General features: G+C 69.5%; 21 protein-coding genes. 8 read left to right on the top strand and 13 right to left on the bottom strand.

What is annotated here, in order from left to right; translation table 11 throughout:
- The first annotated feature begins 238 nt into the window (after window positions 1–238).
- Window positions 239–463 (top strand): hypothetical protein, encoded by a 225-nt coding sequence (locus ID574_RS52625; protein ID WP_188196638.1) that lies wholly within the window; start codon window positions 239–241, stop codon window positions 461–463.
- Window positions 464–471: 8 nt separating this feature from the next.
- Complete coding sequence (locus ID574_RS52630; protein WP_188196639.1) at window positions 472–2,067, top strand: hypothetical protein; 1,596 nt, start codon at window positions 472–474, stop codon at window positions 2,065–2,067.
- A 63-nt stretch (window positions 2,068–2,130) separates the two neighbouring features.
- Here the strand turns inward: ID574_RS52630 and ID574_RS52635 are convergent, their stop codons facing one another.
- Both ID574_RS52635 and ID574_RS52640 read right to left on the bottom strand, forming a co-directional pair.
- Window positions 2,131–2,298, bottom strand: coding sequence for a hypothetical protein (locus tag ID574_RS52635; RefSeq protein WP_188196640.1), 168 nt, complete (start codon window positions 2,296–2,298; stop codon window positions 2,131–2,133).
- A gap of 164 nt (window positions 2,299–2,462) precedes the next feature.
- On the bottom strand, window positions 2,463–2,798 hold the full coding sequence (locus ID574_RS52640) for a hypothetical protein (protein ID WP_188196641.1): 336 nt from the start codon (window positions 2,796–2,798) through the stop codon (window positions 2,463–2,465).
- 1,386 nt (window positions 2,799–4,184) lie between these two features.
- Here ID574_RS52640 and ID574_RS52645 point away from each other — a divergent pair.
- Together ID574_RS52645 and ID574_RS52650 are read left to right on the top strand one after the other, a co-directional pair.
- Window positions 4,185–4,982, top strand: a complete 798-nt coding sequence (locus ID574_RS52645) for a DUF6042 family protein (protein ID WP_188196642.1) — start codon at window positions 4,185–4,187, stop codon at window positions 4,980–4,982.
- A 717-nt stretch (window positions 4,983–5,699) separates the two neighbouring features.
- Window positions 5,700–6,389, top strand: coding sequence for a hypothetical protein (locus ID574_RS52650; protein ID WP_188196643.1), 690 nt, complete (start codon window positions 5,700–5,702; stop codon window positions 6,387–6,389).
- Window positions 6,390–6,448: 59 nt separating this feature from the next.
- Here the strand turns inward: ID574_RS52650 and casA are convergent, their stop codons facing one another.
- Window positions 6,449–8,296 (bottom strand): type I-E CRISPR-associated protein Cse1/CasA, encoded by a 1,848-nt coding sequence (gene casA / locus ID574_RS52655; RefSeq protein ID WP_188196644.1) that lies wholly within the window; start codon window positions 8,294–8,296, stop codon window positions 6,449–6,451.
- Between the two features lie 1,103 nt (window positions 8,297–9,399).
- Between casA and ID574_RS52660 the strand changes: the two genes are divergently transcribed.
- Window positions 9,400–9,732 carry a histone-like nucleoid-structuring protein Lsr2 gene (locus tag ID574_RS52660; RefSeq protein WP_188196645.1) on the top strand — a complete coding sequence of 111 codons (333 nt, stop codon included), beginning with the start codon at window positions 9,400–9,402 and terminating at the stop codon, window positions 9,730–9,732.
- 208 nt (window positions 9,733–9,940) lie between these two features.
- Here the strand turns inward: ID574_RS52660 and ID574_RS52665 are convergent, their stop codons facing one another.
- From ID574_RS52665 to ID574_RS52675, 3 genes are all read right to left on the bottom strand, one after another.
- The gene (locus ID574_RS52665; protein ID WP_188196646.1) at window positions 9,941–11,128 is read right to left on the bottom strand and encodes a DUF1173 family protein; all 1,188 of its coding nucleotides are present in this window, start codon (window positions 11,126–11,128) and stop codon (window positions 9,941–9,943) included.
- A gap of 1,078 nt (window positions 11,129–12,206) precedes the next feature.
- Window positions 12,207–12,719, bottom strand: coding sequence for a P-loop NTPase family protein (locus tag ID574_RS52670; RefSeq protein WP_223168000.1), 513 nt, complete (start codon window positions 12,717–12,719; stop codon window positions 12,207–12,209).
- An 84-nt stretch (window positions 12,720–12,803) separates the two neighbouring features.
- Window positions 12,804–14,042: an MFS transporter gene (locus ID574_RS52675; RefSeq protein ID WP_188196647.1), complete on the bottom strand. Its 1,239-nt coding sequence runs from the start codon at window positions 14,040–14,042 to the stop codon at window positions 12,804–12,806.
- A 213-nt stretch (window positions 14,043–14,255) separates the two neighbouring features.
- On the opposite strand from ID574_RS52675, the gene fxlM (ID574_RS52680) reads away from it, so the two are divergent.
- A complete protein-coding gene (gene fxlM / locus ID574_RS52680) occupies window positions 14,256–15,482 on the top strand; it encodes a methyltransferase, FxLD system (RefSeq protein WP_188196648.1) in 1,227 nt (408 codons plus the stop codon).
- Between the two features lie 95 nt (window positions 15,483–15,577).
- Here fxlM (ID574_RS52680) and ID574_RS52685 read toward each other — a convergent pair whose 3' ends face one another.
- Entirely contained in the window at window positions 15,578–16,276 is a 699-nt protein-coding gene (locus tag ID574_RS52685) for a 3'-5' exonuclease (RefSeq protein WP_188196649.1), read from the bottom strand.
- Entirely contained in the window at window positions 16,222–16,389 is a 168-nt protein-coding gene (locus ID574_RS52690) for a hypothetical protein (RefSeq protein ID WP_188196650.1), read from the bottom strand. Before ID574_RS52690 ends, ID574_RS52685 begins: the two co-directional genes overlap by 55 nt.
- A 376-nt stretch (window positions 16,390–16,765) precedes the next feature.
- Here ID574_RS52690 and ID574_RS52695 point away from each other — a divergent pair, with 376 nt between their 5' ends.
- Complete coding sequence (locus ID574_RS52695; protein WP_188196651.1) at window positions 16,766–17,506, top strand: class I SAM-dependent methyltransferase; 741 nt, start codon at window positions 16,766–16,768, stop codon at window positions 17,504–17,506.
- Here ID574_RS52695 and ID574_RS52700 read toward each other — a convergent pair.
- Window positions 17,447–18,097: a GNAT family N-acetyltransferase gene (locus ID574_RS52700; protein WP_188196652.1), complete on the bottom strand. Its 651-nt coding sequence runs from the start codon at window positions 18,095–18,097 to the stop codon at window positions 17,447–17,449. The two genes, ID574_RS52695 and ID574_RS52700, sit on opposite strands and share 60 nt — an antisense overlap.
- 100 nt (window positions 18,098–18,197) lie before the next feature.
- On the opposite strand from ID574_RS52700, the gene ID574_RS52705 reads away from it, so the two are divergent.
- Window positions 18,198–18,368, top strand: coding sequence for a hypothetical protein (locus ID574_RS52705; protein WP_188196653.1), 171 nt, complete (start codon window positions 18,198–18,200; stop codon window positions 18,366–18,368).
- 17 nt (window positions 18,369–18,385) lie between these two features.
- Here ID574_RS52705 and ID574_RS52710 read toward each other — a convergent pair whose 3' ends face one another.
- Genes ID574_RS52710 through ID574_RS52725 form a run of 4 tightly spaced genes read right to left on the bottom strand, consistent with a single transcriptional unit; the run spans window position 18,386 to window position 25,934 of the window.
- Window positions 18,386–19,531, bottom strand: coding sequence for a hypothetical protein (locus ID574_RS52710; RefSeq protein WP_188196654.1), 1,146 nt, complete (start codon window positions 19,529–19,531; stop codon window positions 18,386–18,388).
- Between the two features lie 26 nt (window positions 19,532–19,557).
- Window positions 19,558–21,606, bottom strand: coding sequence for a methyltransferase, FxLD system (fxlM, locus tag ID574_RS52715; protein ID WP_188196655.1), 2,049 nt, complete (start codon window positions 21,604–21,606; stop codon window positions 19,558–19,560).
- 21 nt (window positions 21,607–21,627) lie between these two features.
- A complete protein-coding gene (locus ID574_RS52720) occupies window positions 21,628–22,905 on the bottom strand; it encodes a lanthionine synthetase C family protein (protein ID WP_223168001.1) in 1,278 nt (425 codons plus the stop codon).
- Window positions 22,902–25,934 carry a lantibiotic dehydratase gene (locus ID574_RS52725; RefSeq protein WP_188196656.1) on the bottom strand — a complete coding sequence of 1,011 codons (3,033 nt, stop codon included), beginning with the start codon at window positions 25,932–25,934 and terminating at the stop codon, window positions 22,902–22,904. The genes ID574_RS52720 and ID574_RS52725 overlap by 4 nt, the downstream gene beginning before the upstream one ends.
- Between the last annotated feature and the right edge of the window lie 40 nt (window positions 25,935–25,974).

Genomic DNA, 25,974 nt, shown 5'->3' on the forward strand with positions numbered 1-25,974 from the left:
CGGCGGATGGGCCGACAGCTCCGAACTGAGCTGAAACTGTCTGCCGCACGGCGTACTGTGGGTGCCAGTGGCAGACTTCGCGCCTGCCCGCTTCCGAGCCACTCGGCGCCCACGTCGCCCGTCGGCAACGAGGACAAGGGGCACCGCCTCGCGCGACACCGGCTCACTCCCAGCCCGCCCGCGAATTGATCGCAGCCCGGCGGAGTGACGTGGGCACCCGCCGAGAAATGAGCCGATCATGACCGCAGACAAGGCCCGCATGAAGGCGATCAGGGCGCGAATGGCGCAGACCGGCGAGGCGTACAACGCGGCCGCCCGCGCTCTCGACCATGACCAGGACCCGGCCGCTCGGGCGTCACGCACGCCGTCGGCTTCCCGCTCTTCGACGACACGGCACTGCCCGAGGACGAGCGTCTGGTCCTCGACGGCCTGCGGGCGCTCACGGCCGAGGGCGAGCCGCTGACGGTGCGCATGGCCGAGCCGGACCCGGAGGTGGTCGAGGCACGGGCGTACGCCGAGGAGAAGGGCGTCCGCCCGCAGTGGCGGAGGTGGGCGTCGGTGGAAGCCGCCGTCGACGGCTACGTGCTACGCGAGACCATGTACGGGCCGAACCGCTCCGGCTACACCGCAACCAACCGAGGGCCCCGGGTGCCGGTGCCGGTGCGCGCGGCCGACGGCACCGTGACCGTGGTGGCGATGCCCGAGTGGGCGCGGCTGCACGAAGACGGCCGGTGGATCTGGGCGCACACCGGCTGGCCGGTGGAGGAGCCCGGTCAGATCGTGGACCCGCCGCAGGAATTCGCGCCGACGCCGGGGCTGCGCTGGCAGGTCGCGGTCTGGCACGACCTCGGACACGAGGGCAAGGTACTGGGCGAGGACTACGGCGGCAGCGCCTCTGGGTGGCAGACGGTGGGCTGGTGCACGACCCGGGACGACGCCCGCCTGATCGCCCGCGCGTACATGGCGTATCGCGACCATTACGCACGCGCCGATGTCGTGGAGCACGGCACCGACAACGGCGAGGTCTCCCGCACCACGGACACCTACCTCCCGGACCCGGACGCTCCCGAGCGACCCCGCCCCGCCACCGCGCCCGGCCCACGCCCGGCCTCCCCGCACCGGTCGGAGATCCCCGAGCCCGCCTGGTACCGGCGCCAGAGCAACCCGCCGAACTCATCCCTCATCGTGTGGACCGACACCGGCTGGAGGACCCTGGTCTGGACCAACTGGCAGACGGCAGTGATCGCCCAGAATCTTGGCATCGGGGCCGGCGGCCCGTATGAGTGGGCGGAGGCGTGGAGGCCGCGGCACCCCGACCGCGACCAGCACGACTGGACCCAGGAAGGCCGCGAGCTGCGCGGCCGGTTCCCCGAGACCACCTTCGCCGAACGCACCCAGCTCATCGACGCCGCGCGCCGCGCCCGTGAGGACGCTCTGGTCGACGCACTCGCCGAGCGGGGCGGCCTTACCCGGGAACAGGCGGCCGACCGCCTGGCGCAGGGCGGGAAGAAGTACCGCCAGGTCCTCGACGTGGGGCAGGCCACCATCGCCCGCGCCCTGAACACCGCCCGCCGAGCCCTGCCCGGAGGCCCTGAGCGCACGGCGATCCGTCACGCCCTGGACGACCTCACCACCCGGCACCTGCCGCCTGCCGACGCCGAGCGCATCGCAGGCGCCCAGCTCGACAGCGAGATCGAAGCCGAGCGGGCCCCCAACGTGACCGCCTGGTGCCGCCGGGCCGTCGCCGAGTACATCGCGCCCGCCCCCGATCCCATCGCGGCTCGGCATCGACGGGTTCCGTGTGGATCGCATGGACGCGCGTGCCCCTCGACTGGAATCGGCATGAGGAGTTGGACCATGGCAGCCAAGCGGCCCCCAGTCCCACGTCTGCTCGTCAGCGACAAGACCGCTGCGACAGCCGAGGCCGCACGGATCCAGATCGCCGTGGTGAGCGGGCGGGAGTGGAGCAAGACCAGCATCCACGACGCGATCATCGCTGTGGGGCTGGCTCACCTGGGCGAGGTGATGGCCACGTTGCGTGCCGCCGAGGCGGACGAGGGGCGCTGATCCTCCCGGTTTCGGGAGGAACGCCACCCATCAGGTGCTGTCGCGAAGTTGCCGAAAGAACGCTCAGCGTCCCCGGCCCTGGCGCCGTTGATGCTCTCGCCGGTCGACGACCGACTGCATCCGTCGGGAGGCCTCTTTCAACTCCCGGTTGCCGGTGCGATCGGCGGCCGACTGCAGCCGTCGTGACGATGCCTGGTCGCTTTCCCGGTTCCGCTCGCTCATGTTCTCCATGACGCGTCCCCGATGGGCCAGCCGTCCATCGCTCGACGGTCAGAGCTCAATTGCCGAATTGCTCTTATGAGGTGTCAAGAGCGCCCCGGCGCGCACCGCGCCTGCGCGCTGCCTGGCGGGGTCCTGGACTGGCCGAAAATTCCCGCTAAGCGATGAGGCGTTGGTTAGCGGGGTTCGTCTCGGATGGTCCAGCCGTGTTTGGTCGTGAGCTTGGACAGGGCGTTGCGGAGCTGGTTGATACGTTCTTGGGCGTCGGGACCTTGGATCCCGATCGTGATGGCGGAATCGGTGGCGTGGTAGGTGGTGTGGCGTCCTTCGGCGGCCACGCGGGCGGCGGCATGGACCCGGCCGCGTAGCCGGATGAGCTTGCGCTGGTCGGTCGTACGGTCGAGGCCGTCGATGGTGAGGTAACACAGGAACGGGCCGGGAGCGGTGAGCCGTCCTTCGGGGAGCCCGGCGTCGAGCGCTTCGCGGATCTTGACTCGGTCGGCGCTTCTCATTGGGCGGCGGCCGAGCAAGTTGGGCCAGCCGTCCGGGCGCTGAGGAACGGTGTAGGGGGCGCGGTCGGCTCGGCGAGCGGCGGGGGTGACGGGGTGGCTTGGTTTTCGTCGTTGTCCATGATCCTCGCATGCCGGTTCGGAACAGAGGCTCGAGGGCGGTCAGCACGACGCGCCGCGACCAGCCCGCGGTCAGCGTGGCCAGCACCGGGGCCAGCACGGCGTAGGCGATGGCGAAGACCGTGACGAGCTGGCCCGCCGCGGCCACGCTGACGTCCAGCGACCGAGCGATCTCGGGGAGGATGCCGGCGATGACGAAGGCGTCCGTGCCAACGGCGAAGGTCCCGACCGCCAGGATCGCCGCGTACCCTCGCCAGCGCCTGGTGAGCGCGATCCTCATGAGTCCCCGGCCATCTCGGCACGCCCGTGGGCCCGCGTGGCGTGATGGGAGGAATACGGCGCGGTCACCCGGACCAACGCCGCGCCGTCAAGGACGTCGTAGAGGATCTGCCGACCGACCGGGCCAGCAGGAGCCGTAGCGATCATGAAGTCTCCAGGACAAACGGTGATGTTCGCGACGATAGCCACAGCGCCGCCATCGGCGGGCGCAGTTAGTTGAGGCGCCATCGCCGATGTTGGTCGGTCCATTGGGGTGGTGGGCGGCAACCGCATCCGGAGAGCGGGCCGCGGGCGAGCTTAGCGTCACATGCTTCGCGGAATCCCGGTCGGCTCGGCGCTGCTTTTCCAAGCTGCTCTCCCACGAGGTCGCCGCGACCTGCCTGACCGCGGCGGCGCCAGACGCCCTCGCGGAGCGGACTTGGGTGCACCGAGGTAGGAGAGGGCGGATACGCCAATACAGTCACGGCGGCGTTGACCCGGTATAGGCCGTGGTATGTACCTCGGCCGCGGCTTCGCGGCCGCCCCCCAGCGCTGGTGGCAACCAGACATGTGATCCTGTTCGCGACCCGCACCGTGACGCGGGTGGAAGGGCAAGGTCAAGAACCCAAGAGGGCCTCCCGTTGCCGCGGGAGACCCTCACGTGCTTCGACGCCCACCTGGACTCAACAGACAGCCGCCTCGGAATCAGGGACCAGTCGTCGCCCGTCCAATCGCCATTAAAGGCTAATGGGACACCCACGACAAGCGACAACAATAAGTGGAATGGAATGAACTGCGATTGAATGAGAACAAACCATAATGAAACGAGGGTAGAGCCCACCCAGCGACGCCATCAGTTGAGGCCCCGCGCCGACCGCGACAAACACTCTCCACTCGCCGGGCAGCCCCGGTGCAGCAACACACCGGACTACCCGCTTTTCCTGGTTCACCAGCCAACGATCACCGCGGGACGGAACACTAGACCTCAGCTGCTGACATCGGGAGGGGCGCATGACCGCTGCCGTCGATGCCGACGACGTCTTGGTTGGCCGGAACTGGGCGCGGTGGCTCCCCGACACCTGCATCGCGTTTTTTCTGCAATGGGCCGCCATCGTGGGTCAGGCCCCAGTCACGCGCGGCATCCTGGCCGGACTGCCGCTGTTTGACGGCATGATCATCGACGATCGCGGATGGGCTTCACCGGCGTGGGATCGCCTGCAGCCCTACGCCCATCTGGACTTGGCCCACATCGCTGCCCAGCTCAATCAGCTAATGTCACCATCCGACGCAGACCCCGAAGACCCCAGGCAGCGTCGCACGCGGATCGATGAAGCGGCGGCGCGCGTGGGCGCCGGCACGCTCGCCAGCGTGAATGACGTCTTCACCTACATGCTGACCTGCCGCCTGATCAACGCGCAGCCCGGCGCCAGCCCGACCACCTACAGCCTCTCCCCTGACCCGCCACTGCCATCGCAGGTGTTGCGCCTGCCAGCCGAGGAGGCCACCCACGAAGCGGTTCGCTACGGCTGGTATCGACACGGAGATGCCGCCGAGCGGATCGTGTCGCTGGTCGGGCTCGGGCACATGCGCCTGACCAGCAGCCTGGAGAAACTCTCCAAAAGGACTCTTCTGGGCAGCGAGTCGGTGCGCGAGGCCCTGCTGTGGCTGATCGGCCAGGGCATCGTACAGGCGAACGCCGACATCGCCACCCTGGATCGCTACAAGGTGTTCGAGGTCGTCCCGCACCCGCAGCAGCAGGGGATCGACGGAAGCCGCGCTCCGTCCGCCGCTGGCGGCGGTGACGGTTGACCTCTCTGGCATATCGCGGGATGACCGCCGCGGAGCCTTGACCGGGTCGACGGCAGCTGAAGCGCGTTGAGGGAGTCGCTGGTGCACCTCCCTCTCGGCACGTCTCCCTCATCGTTAGTCATCGGCAAAGCCTAGCCCGCACCGGCGGACGTGCTCCGCCTCCGCCTCCAGCCCTGCCTGTTCCAGTGCGGCAAGGAGTAGGGAGGAGGCTGCGTACCAGTCGCCTGCCTCCGTACGGGCGCGCAGCTCATCGACACACCCACGCTCGCCCAGCAGACGGGCCAGCCGGACGCCGGGTCGCGGCCACCCTGCGCGCCGTGGTCGTGCGCCAGGCCGTCGCGGCAGCTCGTCAGGCCCGCGCTACCTGCCAGTGACCCGGCTCCCCCGGCCGCATGCCGTTCAAGGGGTCGCCTATCCGGCGCCGTCGCGGGTGTACCGCTGGTAGTAGATGCAGGCGTGCCCGCCATCGTGACCGGCTCGGTAGACGGATACCTCGGTGTATCGGTGCCGTTGTCGACGAGCCCGGTGTAGGGGTGGGTCCCGCTAGTGTCCAGTTTGGGACGAGCGGGACGAGGTCGCCGAGGCCGCCTCGATTGACCTGGTGTTCGTCAATTCCGGATCAGAGAAGCCCGAGTGTCCAACCGGCTTGACACTCAAGAAGGAGGGGTACACGATGTGAGTGTCTAATTTAATAGACACTCGTTGCTGGAGGGTTCCATGAACACCACCCCCGAGATCACCACGGACGACCTGGGCGACGTCTGGCGGCACCCCGGCCTGACCGACGACGAGCAGTTCCCCGGTGCCGACCACGACTTCGCTCTCATCAACCATGAGGGGACATGGGTCTCCTACTGCGCCGCCCCGGCCGGATTCTTCACAGCCACCCACCCCAGTGAGGCGGCCGCCCGCGAGGCGTTCACCACCGACGTCACTGAGTTCCTGCTCGGCGGGCGCGAACCGTACTCCAACGAGTTCTCCTGGAAGATGGACATGGGCGAGGGCACCGTGGACGAGATCGCCGTCGTCCCTGTCGCCGACCGGTTCGACAAGCTCACCTGGTACGTCGCCTGGCGGCTGAACGGCGAGTGCGGCTACAGCCGCCAGCACGACCGCGAGGACGCCACCGAGGCCGCGTTCGAGCGCGCCCGCCAGCACGCGGCCGACATCGAAGACCGGCCGCTGGGCAAGGTGTACGGCACCCACCTGCTGCACGCCATCGCCGCCCACCAGGAGCAAGCCGTGCTGATCGAGCACGGCGACGCCATTCGGGAGGCGTACGAATACGAGCTGATCGGGCGCGGGCGCGAGACGGACGTCAAAGCGATCGCCGATCGGCTGGGCGTCTCCCGCAGCCACTTCTACAACATCGTCAACCGTGAGGCGTGGACCTGGGACAAGGAATGACGCCCCGGCACAACGCATACGATGCCGCCCCTTGGACAGAGGAGGCGGCATCGCCTGTGTCAGGCCCGCAGTTTCGAGCGCAGCAGGCCGCCGACCTGCTCGATGCGCGCGGCGGCCTTGAAATCCAGCGCCTGCCAGCGGCGGCTCAGTTCCTCGCCGACCCTGTCGCCCATCTCGTACACATGCTCCTCCCAGGGCTTGCGCGGCACCCCTGGACCGAGGACCAGGGCCAGCTCCCGGCCGGCGTTCATCCAGGCCGTGCGGATCGCCTCGTTGGCGTGGATCCGCGCCCGCTCGGCCCGCGTTGCGGGCATGCGCTTGATGTGCTCGCTGGCGGCCCAGCGCAGCAGCTTCAGCGCCACCCCGGCGTCGGCGACCGCATCGGAGACGGCGCGCCCGGCCATGGTTGCCGGTGTCAGGTGGGCGGCCGTCGTCTTCCCAGACCGCCACACCCCGGCGTCTTGAATGGTGGCGCGCCACTTGTCGTAGCGAATCCCGACGAGCTCCATCCTGATGGGCTCGGTCGGACTGACCGCTTGTGAGGCGACCCGCTGGCGCAGCGCCGCGACCATCGGCGCCGGCTCCGACTTGCTGGTGAAGATCGGCGCGAGCATCCGTGGTGGCGGCGCGTCCAGCGTGTCCTCCGGATCGGTCCACGCCTGGCCCGCGTACGGGTCGATCGCGTCGGCCGGGCGATCGTCGGCCGCGGTGATGTGCGCGCTGCGCACAAGCCCGTCCGGGTCGCGGAACAGCAGGATTCCGCGCGACGGCCAGCACAGCAGATCGGCGGGCACCGCCGGTACCTGGTCTTTGCGGCGGCCCGGCGCCTGCGTGCGGTTCCACCACGTCTGCCCACCGCCCAGGCCGGGGATAAGCGCGTGCAGCAGGGTGTGGGCGAGGGTGGAGCCGACGAGCCGGATCTGCGTGGCGTAGCCGAGCGGCCCGGCCGGGGTGCCGGCCTCGCGCCCGCCACCGGCGCGGGTCCGGATGCCGCCGGCGTCGTAGGCGTGGCAGTGCAGCAGCCAGGACGCGGCCTGGGCTGGCGTCAGCTCGGACGGCGGGTGAAACATGAACCCGGCGCCCGCGCCTTGCGGGGCATAAGCGGTGAGGTAGGAGATCGGGCGCGGGTCGGCGGGCACCTCCAGGCCGGGCACCTGGGCGAACGGCCGGTCACGGGAGAACAGGTCGAACGCCGCGGCGTGCTCGTCGAGCCACGCGCCGAGCTCGTCGGCGGGCAGCTGCCCGGCCTGCCACATGGCCGCCCAGCGGCGCGGGTCATCGCCCGGTGCCGACAGGGCCTCATGCGCGATGGCCACCAGCAGCCGCTGGACGGCCACGTTGACCGTGCCGTCCTGGTAGCCGAGATCGGCCAGTTCATGAGCGCCGGTCAGCGCCTGCCGGAGTGACACGGTCACGGGCTTGAGCCCGTCCACCGTGTACGCCTCGATCCACGGCTCGTCCACGAGGCCGAATCCCGGAGTGGTGGCCGCTGGCGGCGGTTCCGGTTGTCGAGTGCCGGGCTCGCCGCGGTGGGCGGCGCGGCAGCGCTTGCACCGGCCCCCGTTCTTGTAGCCCTGGTCGGTGCCGCACCGGGGGCCGCCTGCGCAATTGGCGGCCAACGCCTTCTCCAGGGTGTCGGAGAACTCGGTGTCCCAGCGCGCTCGTCCCCAGACGATGGACGTGGACAGGCGGGTCTTCGACCGGCGGACCGCGTCGGCGAGCGATGTGCCCTCGGTCAGGTCGCGCAGTAGCTGGGCGCGGGTGGCGGGGGGAAACTCGGCGTCGGCCTGCTGGCGTCGCCACTGGCGGGTTTCCTCGTTGTGTGCCGCGCGTGCTTCGGGGTCGTCTCGGGCTCCGCGTCGGTAGCGCGAGGTGGGTTTGACGGCGCGGGGACGTTCATCGTTCACGATGGCCTCCAGGCCCTTCAACGGGAGGTCGACATATTACCCTCCAAGCGTGGGGCGTAGGGGAACCGGTCACGAACGCAGCAGCTTCATCGCAGCTAGTCGACCTCACCGCTCCACCAGCGCGGCAGTCCCGGCGAGCCTGCTTGCCTTACGTGCCCGACAAGATCATCTCTCAAAGCCTCGCTCACCTCCAGCGTGGCGAGTCGACGTCGCACTGCACAGGGGTCGCGCCCGTGGCATACCGCGCGGTAAGCACCTCCAGGGCGAGATGCGGGCCCCCGGCCACGTCGTCGAGTGCTGGTCTTGCTGCTCCAGCCGAAAGGGAACACTACGGCGGAGAAGGCATTCCGGGCCTCGCTAGCCGTGTAAACGATAACCCACTGGGCTCCTTCTTGAGGCGCACGGGCGAAGCCCGTTCCTTCCTACCACCCGAACGGCGCACGCATCACCCGTCGCGATTTGGCTCAAGAACGGCCATGCCTTTTACAGTGTAGATCAACAACGGCTTGGCTGCGCCTCATAGAGGGGGCAAGGTAGTGAGCCGGGTCATGGCAGTTGAAACGAGCCACGGAAACCGGCATCTCCCGCTGGCGAGAACGCCAGCAGCCAGGCGCTTCCTAGCCCAGGTCAAGCGCTGGAGCGGCCTCGGACGGGGCAGTGAAGCGCCGTGGCGACCCGGGTGTTCACCGCTACACAGTGAGGCTCGGCCGCCACACCCATTCGATTACCTTCAGTGCCGGCACGGCAGCCGTTTCCTGATCACCATGCTCTACAGCTCTCCGCACCATCCTGTGAACCTCCAGGTGTGGAATGCAGAGCAGAATGTGACACGCACTCGTGCGGCAATACGCTCTGTGGCTTCCTCACGCTACCAGCCCCGCGCCTCCCGCCCGGTAAGGGCCGCTAGAAGCGGCAAGCTCACTCGTCCCCCGGGGCCAACCCCGAAGGCATCGAATATTCCCAGGGACACATGAGCGAAGATGCTGTCGATGCAGTACACGTCAAAAGTTCTTCGACATTCACCGACCTCCTTCACGATTGCATGCCAATACCGCTATGTTTGGGGAGTCCAGTGCAGTACACACCTTTCGATGGGATGGGCAATGGCCAGACAGATTCAGGAGATCCTCATCGACGACCTCGACGGCGGCGAGGCCAATGAAACCGTAAGCTTCGCGGTCGATGGCTCCTCCTACGAGATCGACCTCAGCGACTTGAACGCCAAAAAACTCAGGGACGCGCTCAAGCCTTTTGTGCAGAACGCGCGCCGCGCGGCCCCGGCGCCGACTCGTCGTCGTGGTCGCGGCGGCAGTCGCGCGATGAGCCGTGAAAAGAGTGCAGAGATCCGGCAATGGGCCAAAGCTCGTGGCCTGCCGGTAAGCGAGCGCGGCCGCATCGCCGCGACCGTTGTGGAGCAGTACGAAGCCAGCCAATAGCAGTAACGGTACGAGCTGAGGGCGCGCAAGGCCGGAACATCACACCAGGCGCCAGGAAGCGCCACTGACCTGCGCATGCCCTCGCTCGATCATTCGGAAGGGGGCCTACTTCTCTTCAGCAGGCACCCGGCATTGCCCAGACCACCCGTCGTCGAAGGCTTCCCCGCCGTTATATTCGCGGTGACTGTGGATGAGGTTGAGTGTCAAACTAGCCGGGCAAATCTGGTAGCGGCTCACCTACCTCCCATTCCAGCACAGGCATGCCGGCGGCCGCATAGTAGGCGCGTTTGTCGCGTTTGCGCTCTTCATAGGCTTGCATCCCCCGTACACCATAGACCTCGACACAGAGCCTCGGCTCCACGTCGATCAAGACGAAGTCGGGAAATACGGCGGTGCCCGCTTCATAGCGCAACGGCTTGATGAAAGCCCGACCGGCCGCGACCAGATGGTCGGCCATGCGCACTTCGTGGCTGGACTCCGCCGGCAGATATTGTGCGTTGGTCAGCATCACCGCCATATCGACCGCACGGAGATATCCTCGGTCGGTGCGCTCGACGACAGCCAGCACGATGCGACGGGATTGCTCCGGAATTGCCGCGGAGAAGGCAGCGCGGTAGGATTGTCTGACCCGCCCCAGGAGTTGGGCGTCGGTGAACAACGCCGTGCGTTGGTGGCGCAGCGCGATGCGGTGCCCGTACGTGGTCGGCTCGATCAATTTTATCTCGCCCAAGATCATGCCTCGGCGAGTTGTGCGGCCGCGTGTGCCAAGCTCACCGCAGAAGCGGTCGAATGCCTGCATGGTGGCGCTGGCGTTCTCAGGCCGATACGGCGGTACCAGATACAGCACCGCGCTCAAGGGGAGATCGTTAACAGCGCAGGTGACCACCTCGCGGTGTAATGCCTGGTGGCAGTCGCTCCATGTTCTGCGCCGACCTGGTTCTCGCCATTCCGACAGGCCTGCTTCCTGCCACACCAGGTGCAACATCCCGAGAAGTCCGACTGACCGGCGTGTCGCCGATGGCACGCCCTCAGAGGTTGGGGGCGGGGTTCGAGCTACGGCCATTCGGCCTGGCCCTAGGTGGAGGGGGATGGCCAGGCGGACCCGGGTGCCCTGCTCGGTTTCCTCGATGGCTCCAGCGGTGTAGCTGCTCCGCCCGGAGAGCTGCATGATCTTGTGGAAGTCGCAACCGGCGGCATGCTTGTCGCCTTCGCCGGGCCAGCCGGCCAAGTGGTAGCGGCCCTTCCTAGCCCGGATCACCAGACGTAACGGCGGATCGATGCACAAGCACAAGCCATACCCGGCGTTCGCCTTGGCCGCTGCGAACAGACGGCTGAAGCGTTCCGGAACTCGGCGCAGGCTGGCCAGTGCCACACGCTGCCCGGCAAGCTCCACCATATGAGGGCTCGCCCCATCCAGCTGCGCCGGGAGTCGTCGGACCTGTATGTGTGCTCGCTCGCTCATGCCGTCCACACGTTTCGTGAGCATCCTGCTCTACATGCCGCGATCTTCGGACGTCGCTCGCGCGCTGCAATCCAAGAGAGCATCGCTCTTGGCCTTCACGGCGTCATCTCCTGATCAGTCGCCTCGTCCGCCGCGTCCCCTGCTCCGGACAGAATGGGGCCCAGACCCATCCCGTCCTCCCGCGGGCGGAAGCGTCGGTCCCCTGCGCGGCCTCCGGCATGGTGTGGTCCTCATCCGTGCTGTTCAGCGTTGCTGATCCGCGTGCAGCCTTCTGCCTCCTGCACTCTTCGAACAGGCGATCAAAGCAACGCTCCATCTGCGCCCGTGCCATTTCCTCGTCGAAGGCGTAGAGCCAGGGATCCCCGAAGTGTCTCATCTTGCTGGCCAGCCATGACAGGCGCCGACCAGCATGGGCTCGCATCCTCCGCACATTCGACTTGTCACTTCGCTTCCTGAAACGTCCAGAGTGTAGGTTTGACGTGGTTTTGTCAACCATATCCTGACTAATAGTCACCGGGCGAGCAAAGCGACGAGTGGAGTGACCAATGCCGTCGTCATCTCGGTCTCGCCGGGGGTTGAGGACCCCCGTCCGGCACGAACGATCCGTTGCCGACTCCGTGTCCAGCTCGCAAGCGCAGCAGAGACCAGTGGCGCCGGTCGAAGCGTGAGCACACCTGGGAGGCGATGACGTACACCAGCAGGCTAGGCCCGCACGCCAGCCCCTGCTGGGATGGCGACTGGCTTCGCGTCGGGTTTTGCCGCCGCTGGTGCGTCTGGCCAGGTAGTCGCGGGTTTGGGGATCGCAGCGCTCAAGGGTGAGGGCGATCTGGTGCAACGCCCGGTTCAGTGCCCGGTCGCCGAAGGGGTTGAGCCGGTGTCGTCGTAGTAGAGGGGCATCCAGGTAAGTCACCGGCGCATTGATCGGCTGATGACGCGAGATTGCCACACCGTCGCGTGGAAACGCCTGCGGGGGGTTTGGGGCAGGTTGCACCTGGTGTAGCCGATCGCGTCCTCAATCCTCGGTGATGTGCTTCAACCACCGGCGGGCGCGGCGGCGGCTGGTCAGGACGACAACCTGGGCGTGGCCAGCATGCTGTCGGATCTTGGCCATCACCCGCGGGCGCATCGTGCGCCGATAGGTGGCCACGTAGCGCAGCACGCCCCAGTGGATGCGGTTGTAGATGCCGCTGGCCTGGTCTTGGCCAGCGCCGTGCCTGATCTGGCGGGAGAAGATGCCCCATAGCGCCGCCCAGGTGGGCACGTCCACGAACACGACGGTGTCGCAGGCCTCCAGCCGTATCTGAAGGGTGGCGTTGTAGTTGCCGTCGGCGATCCACCTCTCGCCGATCACGAGGTCCCGCTGGCGGGCTTCGAACTTCTCCGGTGGCAGGGGGTTCCATTCGTCGTCGTAGTACATGGCGTCCAGGTGGACCACCGGGGCGTTCATCCTTTTGCCCAGTTCGCGGGCAATATGGGACTTGCCGCTGCCGCAGCAGCCAACGACGGCGACCCTCCGCATGCGCATCAGGCCCCACGATAGTTGCGACCGTGGTCTAGGACTGGGCATAGGCGCCGATCGGTTCGAGTGCGCGGCGTAGCGGGCTGGCCATCATGACGGGTCGGCGTTCCTGGCCAGACGACGTACGTCGCGGACGCAGAAGGCGGCGGCCGCGCCAGCAACGACCAGAGCGGCGCAACCCGCGAGTACCACTCGAACTCCTACCGCGTCGGCGAGCGGCCCCGCTGTGGCGTATGAGACGGGCACCAGGAGCGTGCCGATGGTCGCGGTCGTGGCCACGATGCGGCTGAGCTGCTCCGTGGGGATGACTTCCTGCAAGTACGAGGTCCAAGTGATCAGCTGGAGCGTTCCGGCGGCGCCGGTCAAGGCTCCCGCCCCTATGAGGGCCGGAAGCGGAGCGTTCGTTGCCATGCTCGTCAGGAGAAGCGCTTCCGGGATCGGCGTAGCGCACATCAACAGGCCTATGCGTGCCGGCGGGAACAACAGCGAGGTGATCGACCCGCAGGCTAGACCTGTCCCAACCGCGCTCAGCACGAGTCCCCAGCTGGTTGGTCCGTCGAGGTATCGGGTGGCGTAGAGCGGCCCAATCAAGGTAATACCGGCTGCCCATGAGGCCGACGTCAGTGCGCTCAACAGGGTGAGCGCCAGCAGCCACGGGCGGCTGGTAAAGGCGGACCAGCCTTCCGCCAGATCGGTCATGAACCCCTGCCGCTGGTGCCTCGGGGTTGGCGGGAGGCGCAGTGTGAGGAACACCGCGGCGGACACCAGGAAGGTGAGGCCGTCCCAGGCGATGATCATCCCAGGGCTGGTCCAGGCGATCACGAGGCCGGCCAGTCCGGGCCCGATGATCGCGACGGCGTTGCTGAAAATCTGGAGCAGCGCATTCGCGTGGCTCAGCATCGGCCCTGGTGGGACGAGTTGCGGCACCAAGCCTTTGGCCGCAGGCTGGAAGAACGCCTCGGCGGCGCTGATGAGCATCGCGAGCCCGGCCAGGGACCATGCCGTCGCAGCCTCCGTCAGCACCAGCGCCGCCGAAAGAAGCTGGGCCACACCGCACACGAGCTGGCAGACCACGATGATCGACAGACGTGGTAGCCGGTCGGCCACCACCCCTGCCACGGGAGTAACCCCGATGAAGATGACCAGACCGCTCGTCAGCACGAGCCCCAACGCGGCGGCCCCGCCGCCCGTCTCGATGATCGCGAATGCCACCCCCAAGGGCGCCACGGTCGTGCCAATGGTCGAGGAGAGCCGCGCCAGCGCGTACCGGCGGTAGCGACCATTGACGCGAACGACTTCTATGCTGTCGACCAGGCGTTGGCGCATCATGACCCGCTCACAGTATTGGCGCCTGGCCGCTGCCATCCGGAAAATGACACGACTGGAGACCGCGGGCACCGTGGCGGCGAGGGACGCCGTCGGCTTCCCCTCCCAGGCGGTGAGGGCGGCCAAGGGATTCGCTGTCACATAGTTCCGCCAAGGGGTTGGAGCAGGTGGCCAGAAGTGCCGCTCGGCTGAACCGTCCCCGGCTACGGTGAGCAGATGCCAACCCTCGATGTGGACTCCGGCCAGTCGATGCGTGCGGCCATGGTCAGCCAGCTGCGTGAGATGGGAGCGATCCGCAGGGACGCGGTGGCGGAAGCTTTCTTGCGCGTTCCCCGGCATGCGTTCGCGCCCGAGGCGAGCCTGGAGGAGGCCTACGACCCTGAGGCTGTCGTGCGCACGAAGTGGGCGGCCGATGGGGTCACTACGGTCAGTTCTGTCTCAGCGCCGCAGATCCAGGCGCGCATGATCGAGCAGGCCGGCATTGCTTCCGGCATGCGCCTGCTGGAGATCGGTTCAGGTGGTTACTTCGCGTCCCTGCTGTCGGAGCTGGTTGGCTCCACCGGTCAGGTCACGACCATGGACATCGACGCCGATGTCACCAGCCGGGCTCGCCGCCTGCTGGACGAGAACGGATACCCGCATGTTGCCGTGGTGCTCGGCGACGGAGACCAGGGGTGCGCGAAGCGCGCGCCGTTCGACGCGATCGTGGTGACGGTGGAGGCTGCGGACATTGCGCCAGCATGGTTTGCGCAGCTCGTCGACGGCGGCTCTCTGGTGGTGCCGCTGCGGGTGCGAGGCTTCACCCGGGTGATCGGCTTCATTAAGCGCGGCGATCGCCTGGTGAGCACCTCGAAGGAGTTGGCGGGGTTTGTCGCGATGCAGGGCGCGGGGGCAAGACCGTGGACGTCGGTGCCGCTGCGCGGCGGGAGGGTCCGGCTCCGGTTCGATGAGGAGCCGTGCCCCACCGATGCCGAGACGCTGGAGCGGGCGTTCGAGGCCGGGGAAGAGCGAGCCTGGACGGGAGTCACCGTCGGCCTTGATGAGTCGGTCGACACCCTGCAGACGTGGCTGTCCACGACTTTGGGCGGCTCCTGTGTGCTGTCCATCGACAGGGACGATCAGGAGATGGCCGACCTCCTGGGCGCCCCGCTGATTTCCTCGCACTGCAACGCCGTCGTGGATGGAGGCAGTTTCGCCTATCTCACCAAGCGCAAACCGGACGAGAACCGCATCGAGATCAGCACGCACGCATTCGGTGCTGGCGCTTCGGCCGTGGCGGAGGCCCTGGCCGACCTCGTACGGGTATGGGACCGCGATCACCGGCACGGGCCGGGTCCGCGGTACACGATCTACCTGATCGAGTCGGTCCAGCCCATCCCCGAAGGGGCGGTCGTGACGAAGCGCCATGTCAAGATCGAGACTTTGTGGCCGTCAAACAGGTAGGCAATCGCTTCCCGCCTTCGGCGCTGAGCGCCAGGCTGCTGGCCGCCGGCGGCGCTGCGGAGCGAGACTCTCGCGCTGGTGACTGGCTGATGCGGTCAAAACAGCTCCTCCTGATCCCCTTCAGGGGCGCGTAGCTTCTTGGGTGCAAGACCAGCAACGACCTCCAGTCGGTGCAGCGTTCGCCACCCGGCTTTCTGACCGTCGGCCAACAAGCGGCGAAACACCTCCGCGGTTGCTTCCACGTCAGGCATTGCCCGATGCCGGTCTATTGGCCGTGGGATGCGCAGGAAACACAGTAGCGCGTCGAGGCTGTGCGAGGTCAGCTCCGGGTACAGCACGCGCGCCAACCGTACGGTGTCCAGCAACGGGGTCACGGCCAAAGCGGGACAGTGGGGCCGCTGGCGGGCGATCAGCCCGGCTTCGGTGGGGGCGTGTTGGGCGACGAGCCGATACGGCGGCGCGTTCAAGTGCGCGTCCAGCTCAGCCATGATGTCGCTGGGTTGCTTGGCGTCGGTCAGTTGCTCGCGGGTCAGCCCGGTCTGGCGGGCATCGAACGCGGTGACGGGCACCTCGGGTGGCGGCGCCATCAGCGCCTGGTATCGCCACAGTTCCGCTAGGTCGCCGTCCTTGACGGTGAGGGCCAGCGCGGCCACCTCCACCGGGACGGCGGGTCGTCCGGCTGGGGTCAAGGCCTCGAAGTCGATCACGATGTAGGTATGCCGGATCAGATCTGGGTCGTTCAGGAGCGGGTCGGCCGGCGAGGATGCGCGGGATGGCTGGCCGGTGGTTTCCATATGGTCGCCCCTTGCTCGATGATCTCGGCGCGTACGCGTAGGTCATGTTCGGTGTCGGTGGACAGCAGCGGCACGGCCAGCATGCGGTCGACGACCTGCTGGGCGGCGGGCACGTGGCCGGGTCATCTCCTGGCAGGCCGGGTGAGCTGAGGCGGCGGGTAGCCCGGAGGTGCCGACACTGTCCGGCACCCCAGCTTGGCGCAGGCGGGCGGCGAACGCCCGGAGTTCGGGCAACGTGATCTGCCGGCAGGCGCTGTAGCGGTCGCGTTCGTCGCCGTCGGCCGGGACAACTCGGCGCAGGCCGGGCACCTCCCGGACCAGGTCGGCCAGCAGCGCGGCTTGAGCGCGGCGACGTACTTGGTCTGCGCACAGGGCGTCCGGGACCTCCCCATGCACGTGGCCAGGAGCGTGGTTAATTCCGCAACGATCAGCGCGCTCAGGGCGATACCGTGACGCGGGTCCTGTCACCCGCGCCCCAAGGTGCCGATCATGCCCGCCATCACCAACGTCACAGCGTATTGGGACCACTACGCCAGCCGCCGGCCCGAGGCAGCCGCTCCCGAGGACGCTCTGAAGAACGCCTTCGGCTGGTGTCAGTACGACGGCCACGGCCCCGGCGACGAGATCCTCGGCGAGCCCGCCACCGCGCTCGAACTTGGCTCTAGCCGCGGGCATGCGGTGGCGGCGTTGGCCACCAAAGGCATCGACGTCACCGGCGTCGATCTGTCGCCCGTGATGGTCGCCAGCGCCCGCGCCCAGTGGGGGCACCTGCCGAAAGCGCGCTACGTCGAGGCAGACGCGTTGGACTTCCTGGCTCACGCTGGCCGCCGGTGGGAGGCCATTTACAGCATCTGGGGCGCGCTCTGGTTCACCGACCCCGAACAGTGGATGCCACTCGTCCGCAAGTGTCTGACCCCGGGTGGCCGGCTGGTGTTCTCGTGGGCACCACCCGTCCCAGGCAGCTACGGCGTCCAGGGCATGTACGGCAGCGGTTTCGCCGGGCCAGCGACGTGGATCTACCGGTGGGCATACGAGCCTGAGGTGTGGGAGCGGAAGCTGGCCGCGAGCGGTTTCGGCGGTGTGCGCGCCCGGGTGGAACCCGCCCCCGAGCCAGGTTGTGTGGGCACGCTCATCGTGGAGGCTCACGTGCAGCTGCAGTTTCGGCACGGATCAGGTCGCGCCGAACAGCTCCAGGCAGGCGGAAACCCCGTGGACGGAAACGCCGGGTAGCCGGTTCGGCTGCCAGTGCACCGCTTCCAGCAGCATGCGGTGCTCCACGATGCGGGCGTCGTCACGGCGGTAGGCATGCTGCCCGTTGTGGACATAGCCGAGCTTCTTCGACACCTTTTCCGAGGCCGCGTTGCCTTCGATGAATGAGGTGTGCGCCTCCACTGCGTGCAGGTGGGCGAACGCGAGCTTCAGTACGGCGGCCCGGGCCTCGGTTCCGTAGCCCTTGCCTTGATGTTGGCGGGTGATCCACGATCCGGTCTCGACGGACCGTACGACCGCGAAGTCGGTCGCCCATATGTCCTGCATGCCGATCGCGGCTCCGTCCACCCGGATGGCCAGGTGCAGCTTCCAGCTCGTCGGCTGCCAGTGCGCCAGTGCCCGCCAGTGGCGTTGGAGCAGGTGCCGCTCCCGCTCCGGTGATGGCTTGTACAGGTAAGCCTGCTGGTAGCGAGGCTTCCCCGGTGGCTGGATGTCGGCCGAGGCGTGGGTCAACGCGAGCAGGTCGCGGTTGTCCGGAACGGCCAGTTCCAGCCGCGGCGTCGTCACGCGCAGCGAGAACAGCGGCCACAGGTCGGCGAGGTCATGACTCACGCGGGTTACCTCCGTTGTTGACGCGGCGATCGGTCCAACGCGCGACTGCGCCGCGCGGCCCCAATTGTGTCGTTATGTCTGTTTTGTATAATTTTTCGGCGTGGTGGTTTGGCGTAGTCCCGACGACATAGAAGTCGAGGTCATCGTGCTCGACCAGCGCGCCTGCTACCGCATCACCCAGCGCGTACGCGGCCGCCTAGCAGCCTGGCCTACACCCGTCGCGTCCAGGAGATCCCCACCCACGTCGACCTGGCCGATCTGGTCGAAGTGATCCAGCTCCCGGCCCGCTTACGGCCTCATCCGGGCGCCCGCTGCTGCCCGGCCGTGTGTATGCAGTGCGGCGGCCGCCGCCCTCATGCTCTCCGCCACGGCATCGTAGACATCGGTCGGAGTGTGGCCCTGGCCGAGCCCGGAGGCCTCCACCACCCGCGCGAGGTCGGCGGCCTGCCGATCCGTCAGGAGCGCCGCCGCGGCGGAGTGACCGAGCACGTCCCGGGCAGCGTAGGAGCCGCCGGGCGATACGGACAGGGCGACAAGCCGCTCATGCACCGCGGCCTGGGCGCGGTCATCGTCGAGCAGGTCCATGACGACCAGGCCCAGCCGCGTGGTGAAAGCCGCGAGCGCAGGCTCGTGGCCGATATCCAGGTAACGGCCGGCCATCCGCTGCGCCGCCGCCTGCGCAGGCTTACCGGCCGCCCGCAGGCAGAAGACGGTCAGGCACGAGCTGACGGCTTCCTCCCACGGCTCGGCGACGTCGCTGTCCTGCAGCACGTGGAGCGCCTTGTCGGGTCTGCCGGTCAGGCAGCGGGCGAGGATGGCGATCTGGCGGCCGTCCCCCAACCGGGTGCCGATGCCGCGTAGCTGCTCGGCCTGGACGAGGGCTTGCTCCCACCGGCCGGCGCGGGCAAGGGCGCGCAGCCCGTCGGCGAGCAGCACCTCCCATAGCCACGCGCACAACTCCCGCACATCGTCAGCCCTGGTGAGTCCGTCGAGGGCGACGGTGCGGCCGTCCAAGTCGGCGGCCGCCTGCTCGTGGACTGCGGTGAATAGGCCGTGCAGGAGCTGCCAGGCGGTGCCGCCGTCGCCGTCGCGGATGTGGAGCCGGGCGAGGTTGATGACGGGCTGCAGCGCCAGCTTGGCGGTTGCCAGGGGGTGCGGCCGCGCCTGGTGGAGCAGGTCGAACTGCTCCCAGCACCAGGCGCGGGCCAGGTCCGGCATGCCGCAGTCGCTGGCCACCAAGGCGGCCAGGTTGAGCGCCTCGCACGCCCGCAGCAGCGCATCAGGTCCGCCGCTTGCGGCCTGGCCGGCGCGGGCCCGGATCTGCTCGGCCCGGACCGGCAGCGGGCGGCCGATGACCTGCGTGCGGGCGATGAGGGGGAAGCGGCGTGCGGCCACATCCGACAGAGCAGGCGGGGCGTCCGGGGCGGCGGTCATACCGGCGTGCCTCCTTCAGGTGGCGGTCACCATGAGATCGTCAGACGGGTATCCGGCCGTTTGACGCGGTAGCCGGCGGGCAGCTGGTCGTCGGGTGTGGCGGCCGGGTGGGCGGTGATGCGAGGCCGGGCCGGCCGGGTGTGGGACCACTGCTGGAGCAGCTCGGCCAGGCGGGTGGCGAGCTTGCGGCTGTCGGGGCCGTGGGCGATGACGCCGAGCTCCTTGCTGATGGGGCCGTGCTCGCGCAACGCCAGGTAGGCGATGGTGCCACCGTCGTAGACGGTGGCACCGGCCCAACGCAACGCCGGCGAGAGGCGGCCGTCGCGGCGCGCGGCCGGGCTGACCGACAGACGGCCGAACCCGCCCGTGTGGGTGACAAGCCACAGGTCGAGGTGCTCGACCGGCTCATGATCCCCGACGTACAGGCCGGTCCACAGCTCGACGGGAGGGTGGGTGAGGACGCGGCCGAGCGCGTCAGCGTCGGCGGGGTCACTGGTGTCGACGTTCAAGGCGACGTCGTCGTCGAGCGGGATGCTGGCGGCGGTGTGCGCGGCGGCTCCGCGCAGAGGCACAAACCCGCACACGCGGGCGTGGCTACCCACCATGCTCAGGCGGTCGGCTGCGAGGTCGAAGGCGATCGACCGCGTCAGACCGCTGCCGTGCAACCGGAGCGGCACGACGATGCGGCCACCGGGCGCGAGCTGCGCCCACCACGCGAGCGAGATATCCCAGGCGCCGGCGGTCACCACGATCCCGTCGTACAGCGCACCTGGCTGCCAACCCGCGGCGCCGTCACCGCAGACGACTTCCACGTGCTCGTATCCGGCTCGCTGCAGCGCGGCGCGGGCACGCTCAGCCAGGTCCTCGTCGATCTCGATGGTGACCACGTGCCCGTGTGGGCCGGCGAGCTCGGCCATGAGGGCGGCGTTGATGCCGGTGGCGGCGCCGATCTCCAGCACCTTGTGGCCGGGCCGCACGTCGAGGTCTTCGGCCTGCGTGGCGACGAGGTTCGGGTCGGAGGCCGATGACAGGGCGCTGCCGCCGGCGTCCCGTTTGGTGATCTGGACCTTGGGCGCGTACGCGTCCTCTACGTCGATCTCTGGCAGGAACAGCTCACGCGGCACGGTGGCGAATGCGCGTTCGACGGCGGTGGTGCGGAAGGTGCCGCGCCCCTTGATGTGGTCGACGAGCTGCTGACGCAGACGGGCCGGGTCGGTGGTGGTGTGGGTGTTGGTCACCGCGCCCAATGTAGCCCGCGTCCCTTCGCCAGGTGAGGTGTTCGGCGGCTCCGGCAGGACGGTTTCGGGGCGGAGCACCACGGCGGCCGCGGTGCAGGCGAGAGCTGCCTGAACCTGTCCGCCGAGTCCTAGGCGGTTCCAGACACTCAGGACGTGCTGGGCGAGTATGGCGTGTAGGCCGCGGCTGGTGACGCCGGCCCGGTCCAGGGCGAACAGGCGTGCCCCGGCCTGCTCGAACGCCTCAAGCCACTCGGCCGGGGCGCCCGCCGCAGCGGTGGCGTGGGGCAGGTAAGCGGTGAGCAGGTCATGGACGGCGGCCGCCTCCTCCCGGGTGGGCGGGGCGGTTGGCGCGGTGCGCTCCTCAGCGATGAGCTGCCACAGGTGTCCCTGGTCGTACCAGTCGCGGGACGCGCTCCTGGCCATGGCGGTGACCAGGAGCACGCCGAGTTCGCGGCGGTGGCCGCCGCCGCGGCGCATGTAGTCCAGGACGTGGCGGCTGTCGGCGCGAAACAGTTCGTGCGCGACCTCCATCACCTCCGGGCCGCCGAAGGCGTGCACGGGCGGCTCGTAGATGGTGTGCGTCCACCGGCCGAGGCGGCCGTCGGGCGGCACGAGCGCGTCAGTGATCGCGGTGCGCGCGTCGTCGTCGCGGCCGGGCGCGGGCAGGTAGCGGATGCGCCATTCGAGCCCCTTGCGGATGAACCACCATCCGGCCAGGACGCCGCCGGCCTCCAGCTCGTCGAAGCGGGGGCCGAGCGTGCGGGCGGCCAGGTCTTCGGCGCTGTGCCAGGTGGCCGCCCAGACGCTGACCTCACGCCATTGGCTGATCGTGTCCACGGCTGGAATGTCTCCCTTCGGTCAGGCGAGCAGGAGGCAGGTTTCCCAGCCTCGCCACGGGCCAGGGGTGGTGATGCTGTGCAGGACCAGAGCGACCCCGGCCGCGCCGTCGATCAAGCCCGGCGGCTGGCCGGGGACGATGGTGGCGGCGCGGTGCAGGAACGCGTCGACCAGAGGCGGCAGGGACTGGGCCAGGCCGGGTGTGGTGGCCTCAGCCGCGGCCGTCCACGTCGAGGCGACCATGCCGGCCCAGCCGTGGCACAGTCCGAGCGTGTCCAGCCGATCAAGCTGGGCGGTGTCGGTGATGCAGGCGAGCAGGGCGTCCTCGGCGGCGCGCGCCTGGCCTGGGTGATCGAGGGCGAGGGCGGCCAGTTGCAGCGCCCGGGCGATGCCGGGCGTGCCGTAGCACCACGACGGGCGGGCCGGACCGTGATGGCGGGAGCGGCTCTGCCGGAGCTCGGCGAGAGTGATGCGTTCGGGCCACCAGGGTCCCGCGGGCCCGTCGTAGCGCCACTGCTGGAGCCATGCGCAGATCGTGGCCATCGCCTCGTGGTGGGCGTGGACGGTGATGCCGGCGCGGGCGGCGAGCGCGAGCAGGGCAAGCGGGCCGCAGATGCCGTGGGCGATGCCCTGGTCGGAGTGGCCGTCGGCGAACGGGCGGCCTGGGTGACCGGCTGGCAGGTGAGGGGTCCACCAGCCGGGGGCGTCGGCGCCGGCCGCATCGTCGGCGGGTACGGGCTGGGTAAGCCACACCAGATAGGCCAGCACCTCGCGCAGCGCCTCCACATGGCGGGGGGCGCGGTGCAGGAGGTAGGCACCGAGGCCGGTCAGGCCGTTTACTAGGTCGAACTCGCCCGGCAATGGGCGCAGCCGGGCGTCGAGGCGGCGGCCTGCCTCCTCGAGGCGGCGGTGCACCATGGGGACGATGGCGGCGTCGAGCCGCTGCAGCAGGTGCCGGTTCTGGTCGGGCGGGGTGGCGGTGTGCAGGGCGAAGGCGACCGCGGGAGCGCCATGCCACAAACCGGCGCCGCCCCCGGCGGCGAGGTACTCGCGCAGCGCGCAGGCCAGCCAGGCCCGGGCGGGCGCCCAATCGGCCGCGCCGTCGAGGGCGCGGATGCCGTGCAGGATCGCGATGCCGGGGGCTCCCACCGACAGGGACTGGCCGTGCCAGCGGGGGCTGTCGGGGTCGTAGCCGGCGGCGGGGTCGGGCGGCGGTGGCACGGCGAGTGCGGCGGCGAGCTGGTCGGCGGCCACCCGTGCCCCTGCCAGGCGCATGGCGACGTGAGCGGTCGTGGTCATCGGCTGCCCCCGCCGGTCGCGTTACGGGCGGTGCAGGCCAGGGCGACGGCGCGGGCCAACCGGTGACAGGCCCGCTCGTGGTCGGGGTCGATGCCGTGCGCCCGGTTGTGGTTCATGTGCAGCAGCGACCGGATCACCGCCAGGGGTTCGAGGTCGGCCGCGTCGGCCTGGCGGCGGTAGAGGGCGGCTGCGTCGTCGCGGGCGCTCCACTCTTTGGCGACGCCCGCCGGGTCGAGCGCGAGGTCAACGGCGGCGCGGACGACATCGCGGCCGGCGGCAGGGGCGGGGCCGATGTTGCCGTGGTCGATCAGCCACCGCAGGCCGGCCTGCTTGCTGCCGGTCATGGCGGCCACCAGGTGAACCATGCCTGCCGCCGTCACGGCCAGTGCCGGGTGGGTGTGCAGCGCGGCCAGCTGGCGAACGACGGCGGCCGAGTCGGCGGCGAAGAACGCCTCGGCCGCCTCGCGCGCGGGCCCGTCGCCGTAGCGGGCGGTCTCCGGGTAGTGGGTGTCGAGCACCATGTCGCGGATCAGCCCGTTACGGCGCAGATTTTCGGCCCAGTCGTGGAGGCGGGTGATCGCGTGGCCGGGATCGTAGACGTCCTGCAGGCGCAGCCGCAGATGCGGGGCCGGGTCGCGGTAGCGGACAAACCACCATCGGGGAGGCTGCGGCCAGTCGTCGAGCAGGTCAAGCAGGCGGCCGGTGAGGATCGCGTCCATGGCGTCGGGGTGGGTGTAGAGCTTGGCGAACGTGACGGGGCCGCCGGGCAGGACACCGCGCCCCGGCCGCACCAGCGCAAGCGAGGGCCGCGTGAGCGCTTTGGGCGGTGGTGCCTCGGGGCGGGTGGACGCGACCGGGATGATGACCTCGTGAGGGCGGCCGTCGAACCAGCCGTGATCGGCCGGGGTGGACGCCTCCCATACCGGTACCGCGCCGGCTGCGGCGCTGGCCCGCTCTAGGTGGTCGCGCAGCACCTGCAGGTCCATCGGCTGCTGCAGGTCCAGGCGCATCCGCAGGTCGGAGTCGCCCACGCTCACCAGCCGGGGCAGGCGCAGCCGGTCGCGCAGCACGGCGAACTCCTCAGCCCACACCTCGGCCGGCGCCTGCCGGGAGGGGAGATCGGCGGCGGGGATGAGCCAGCGGGCCCGCGCCAGCACGGTCCGCCCGTAGACGACGCGCGGCAGGAACGGCAGGCATCGGGCCGCGCCCCACGCCATCGGCGACGTGGCAGCCAGGCGAGCGCGCGGGATTTCCGACAGCAGCCGCACGATCGGCGGCATCGTATGGCGGGCGCTGGCGTTCGCCACGACGGGTTCCACCAGGCGCCGCTCCGGCAGCGACACCACGTACATGCCGTTGTTGTCGGCGGTGACCGCCAGGTCCTCCAGCGTGAGCCCGTCGCGTCGCTGGTGCTCGCCCACGCTGACCATGGCCGGGAGCAGGCGCGGCGCTCGGGTGACGTTCTCCAGGTGCGGATGGCACGGCGGGTAGGACAGTTGCGCGGCCATCGCGCCGTGCACCCCCACCGGCAGGTTGCGGTAGAGGTGTTGGCGGCGCTGCTGCTCGGCCTCCGGCAGCAGGCCGGTGAACCGGCCGGCCAGGCACACCCCGCTGCGGCTGACCCCCGACACGACCATCCGGAAGTCGCCGCCGGCCAGCGCCGTCATCGACGGCGCCCACACCTCCGCGAACACCTCCAGATGCGGCGGCACCCGCAACGCCTCGTGGCCGTCGGGGTGCAGGCCGTCGATGAACGCGTCATCCACGGTGATCTGCTGCGCCTGGTCGAGGGCGGCCTGCTGCGCGAGCGCCAGGAGTACGGCGTCACGGCGCGACAGCTCCGCGGGCAGGTCTGGGCCCTTTTCGGTGTAGTGGTCGGGGAAGCCGAGCCCGGACACCGGGTCGACCAGCGCCGGCAGCGGGACGAGCGCGCCGGTCCCGTACCGTTCCATGAACCGCTGGTGGTAGGTCTGCCAGCCCTTGTTGCCGTCCGGGTGCGGGCTGAGCCGTACCAGGGCAGTGATGGCGGCCGCCGCCTCCTCGGCCACGGCGGCGGGCAAGACGACGTCGCAGCCGAGCCGCAGATCCACGGCCATCGGGTGCTCGGCATCGGCCACCGTGCGCATCCGCGCCCCCAGTGGCCCGTCCGCTGCGGTGGGGTTGTCCAGCCGGGCGTGGATGTCCTCCAGTTCGGCCACGAGCTGCCCGCACGCCTCGGCGGCGCCGGTGGCGTGCAGCTGGAGCAGGACGTGAGCCAGCCCGTCCAGGCACGTCAACGGGGGCCGCAAGCCGGTGATGAGCACGCCGCCGGCGATCAGCTGGGCGAGCATCGCGTCTATCTCGCCCTCCTCCGCGCCCGCGCACTCGGCCGCGATCTTGGCGGCGAGGTCGGCCACAACGATGGGGGAGCGAGCCTGCTCGCACACGATCCGCACCGCGGGGATCAGCCGGAGCGACACCGTCGCCGCGGCTCGGGCGGGGATCGCGGCATGCGGCTGTACGGTCATGATCAGCCGGTCGCCGCGCACCTCGGCCAGGTCGTTGAAGACGACGGGCAGCCGGGACCGCACGCGCGGGTCGCCCTCCAGTTCGGCGATCACGAGAGCCAGCCACACCGCACCCGCGCGGGCGCGCACCTGGTGGCCGTCGGGGCGCCACTCGGCCGACGGGCTGTGACCGAAGGCGAGCGGCGCGACCCCGGCGAACAGCGCAAACGGTGTGGCGCGACTGCGCAACCGCACCAGGTAGCGGGCCAGAGACAGGGCCAGGCGGCGGGCCCGGGCCGGGCGCGGGCGCCACCCGGCCGCCACCTTGGCGATCTCGTCGGCCAGGACGGGGCTGGCGATCCTGATGGCGTGCGCGAGGTGGTCGTCTGCCCACACCTCGGTCAGCCACGCGCACCACGGTTCGGCGTCATCGCCCCGAGTGGGCCAGGCCGGGGCGGCGGGGCTCGTGATGGTCGCGCGGAGCAGAGCGGCGTCGACGGGCTCATACCAGCGCCCGGAACGCTGTGAACGCTGTGCGGGCATCAGAACTCCCTCTCGGGGGTGCCGGCGGGGGCCAACAAGG

It is taken from the genome of Nonomuraea sp. SYSU D8015, assembly GCF_008065375.1.
Taxonomy (GTDB): Bacteria; Actinomycetota; Actinomycetes; order Streptosporangiales; family Streptosporangiaceae; genus Nonomuraea.

Excerpts from the sequence above, each read along its gene's own strand:
- ID574_RS52650 (WP_188196643.1), top strand. The coding sequence starts at position 5,700 with ATGAACACCACCCCCGAGATCACCACGGACGACCTGGGCGACGTCTGG.
- ID574_RS52725 (WP_188196656.1), bottom strand. The coding sequence starts at position 25,934 with ATGCCCGCACAGCGTTCACAGCGTTCCGGGCGCTGGTATGAGCCCGTC.
- ID574_RS52665 (WP_188196646.1), bottom strand. The coding sequence starts at position 11,128 with ATGGTGGAGCTTGCCGGGCAGCGTGTGGCACTGGCCAGCCTGCGCCGA.
- ID574_RS52670 (WP_223168000.1), bottom strand. The coding sequence starts at position 12,719 with ATGCGCATGCGGAGGGTCGCCGTCGTTGGCTGCTGCGGCAGCGGCAAG.
- ID574_RS52630 (WP_188196639.1), top strand. The coding sequence starts at position 472 with ATGGCCGAGCCGGACCCGGAGGTGGTCGAGGCACGGGCGTACGCCGAG.
- ID574_RS52640 (WP_188196641.1), bottom strand. The coding sequence starts at position 2,798 with ATGAGAAGCGCCGACCGAGTCAAGATCCGCGAAGCGCTCGACGCCGGG.
- fxlM (WP_188196648.1), top strand. The coding sequence starts at position 14,256 with ATGCCAACCCTCGATGTGGACTCCGGCCAGTCGATGCGTGCGGCCATG.
- ID574_RS52710 (WP_188196654.1), bottom strand. The coding sequence starts at position 19,531 with ATGACCGCCGCCCCGGACGCCCCGCCTGCTCTGTCGGATGTGGCCGCA.
- ID574_RS52695 (WP_188196651.1), top strand. The coding sequence starts at position 16,766 with ATGCCCGCCATCACCAACGTCACAGCGTATTGGGACCACTACGCCAGC.
- ID574_RS52685 (WP_188196649.1), bottom strand. The coding sequence starts at position 16,276 with ATGGAAACCACCGGCCAGCCATCCCGCGCATCCTCGCCGGCCGACCCG.
- ID574_RS52720 (WP_223168001.1), bottom strand. The coding sequence starts at position 22,905 with ATGACCACGACCGCTCACGTCGCCATGCGCCTGGCAGGGGCACGGGTG.
- ID574_RS52625 (WP_188196638.1), top strand. The coding sequence starts at position 239 with ATGACCGCAGACAAGGCCCGCATGAAGGCGATCAGGGCGCGAATGGCG.
- ID574_RS52660 (WP_188196645.1), top strand. The coding sequence starts at position 9,400 with ATGGCCAGACAGATTCAGGAGATCCTCATCGACGACCTCGACGGCGGC.
- ID574_RS52675 (WP_188196647.1), bottom strand. The coding sequence starts at position 14,042 with ATGATGCGCCAACGCCTGGTCGACAGCATAGAAGTCGTTCGCGTCAAT.
- ID574_RS52635 (WP_188196640.1), bottom strand. The coding sequence starts at position 2,298 with ATGGAGAACATGAGCGAGCGGAACCGGGAAAGCGACCAGGCATCGTCA.
- ID574_RS52645 (WP_188196642.1), top strand. The coding sequence starts at position 4,185 with ATGACCGCTGCCGTCGATGCCGACGACGTCTTGGTTGGCCGGAACTGG.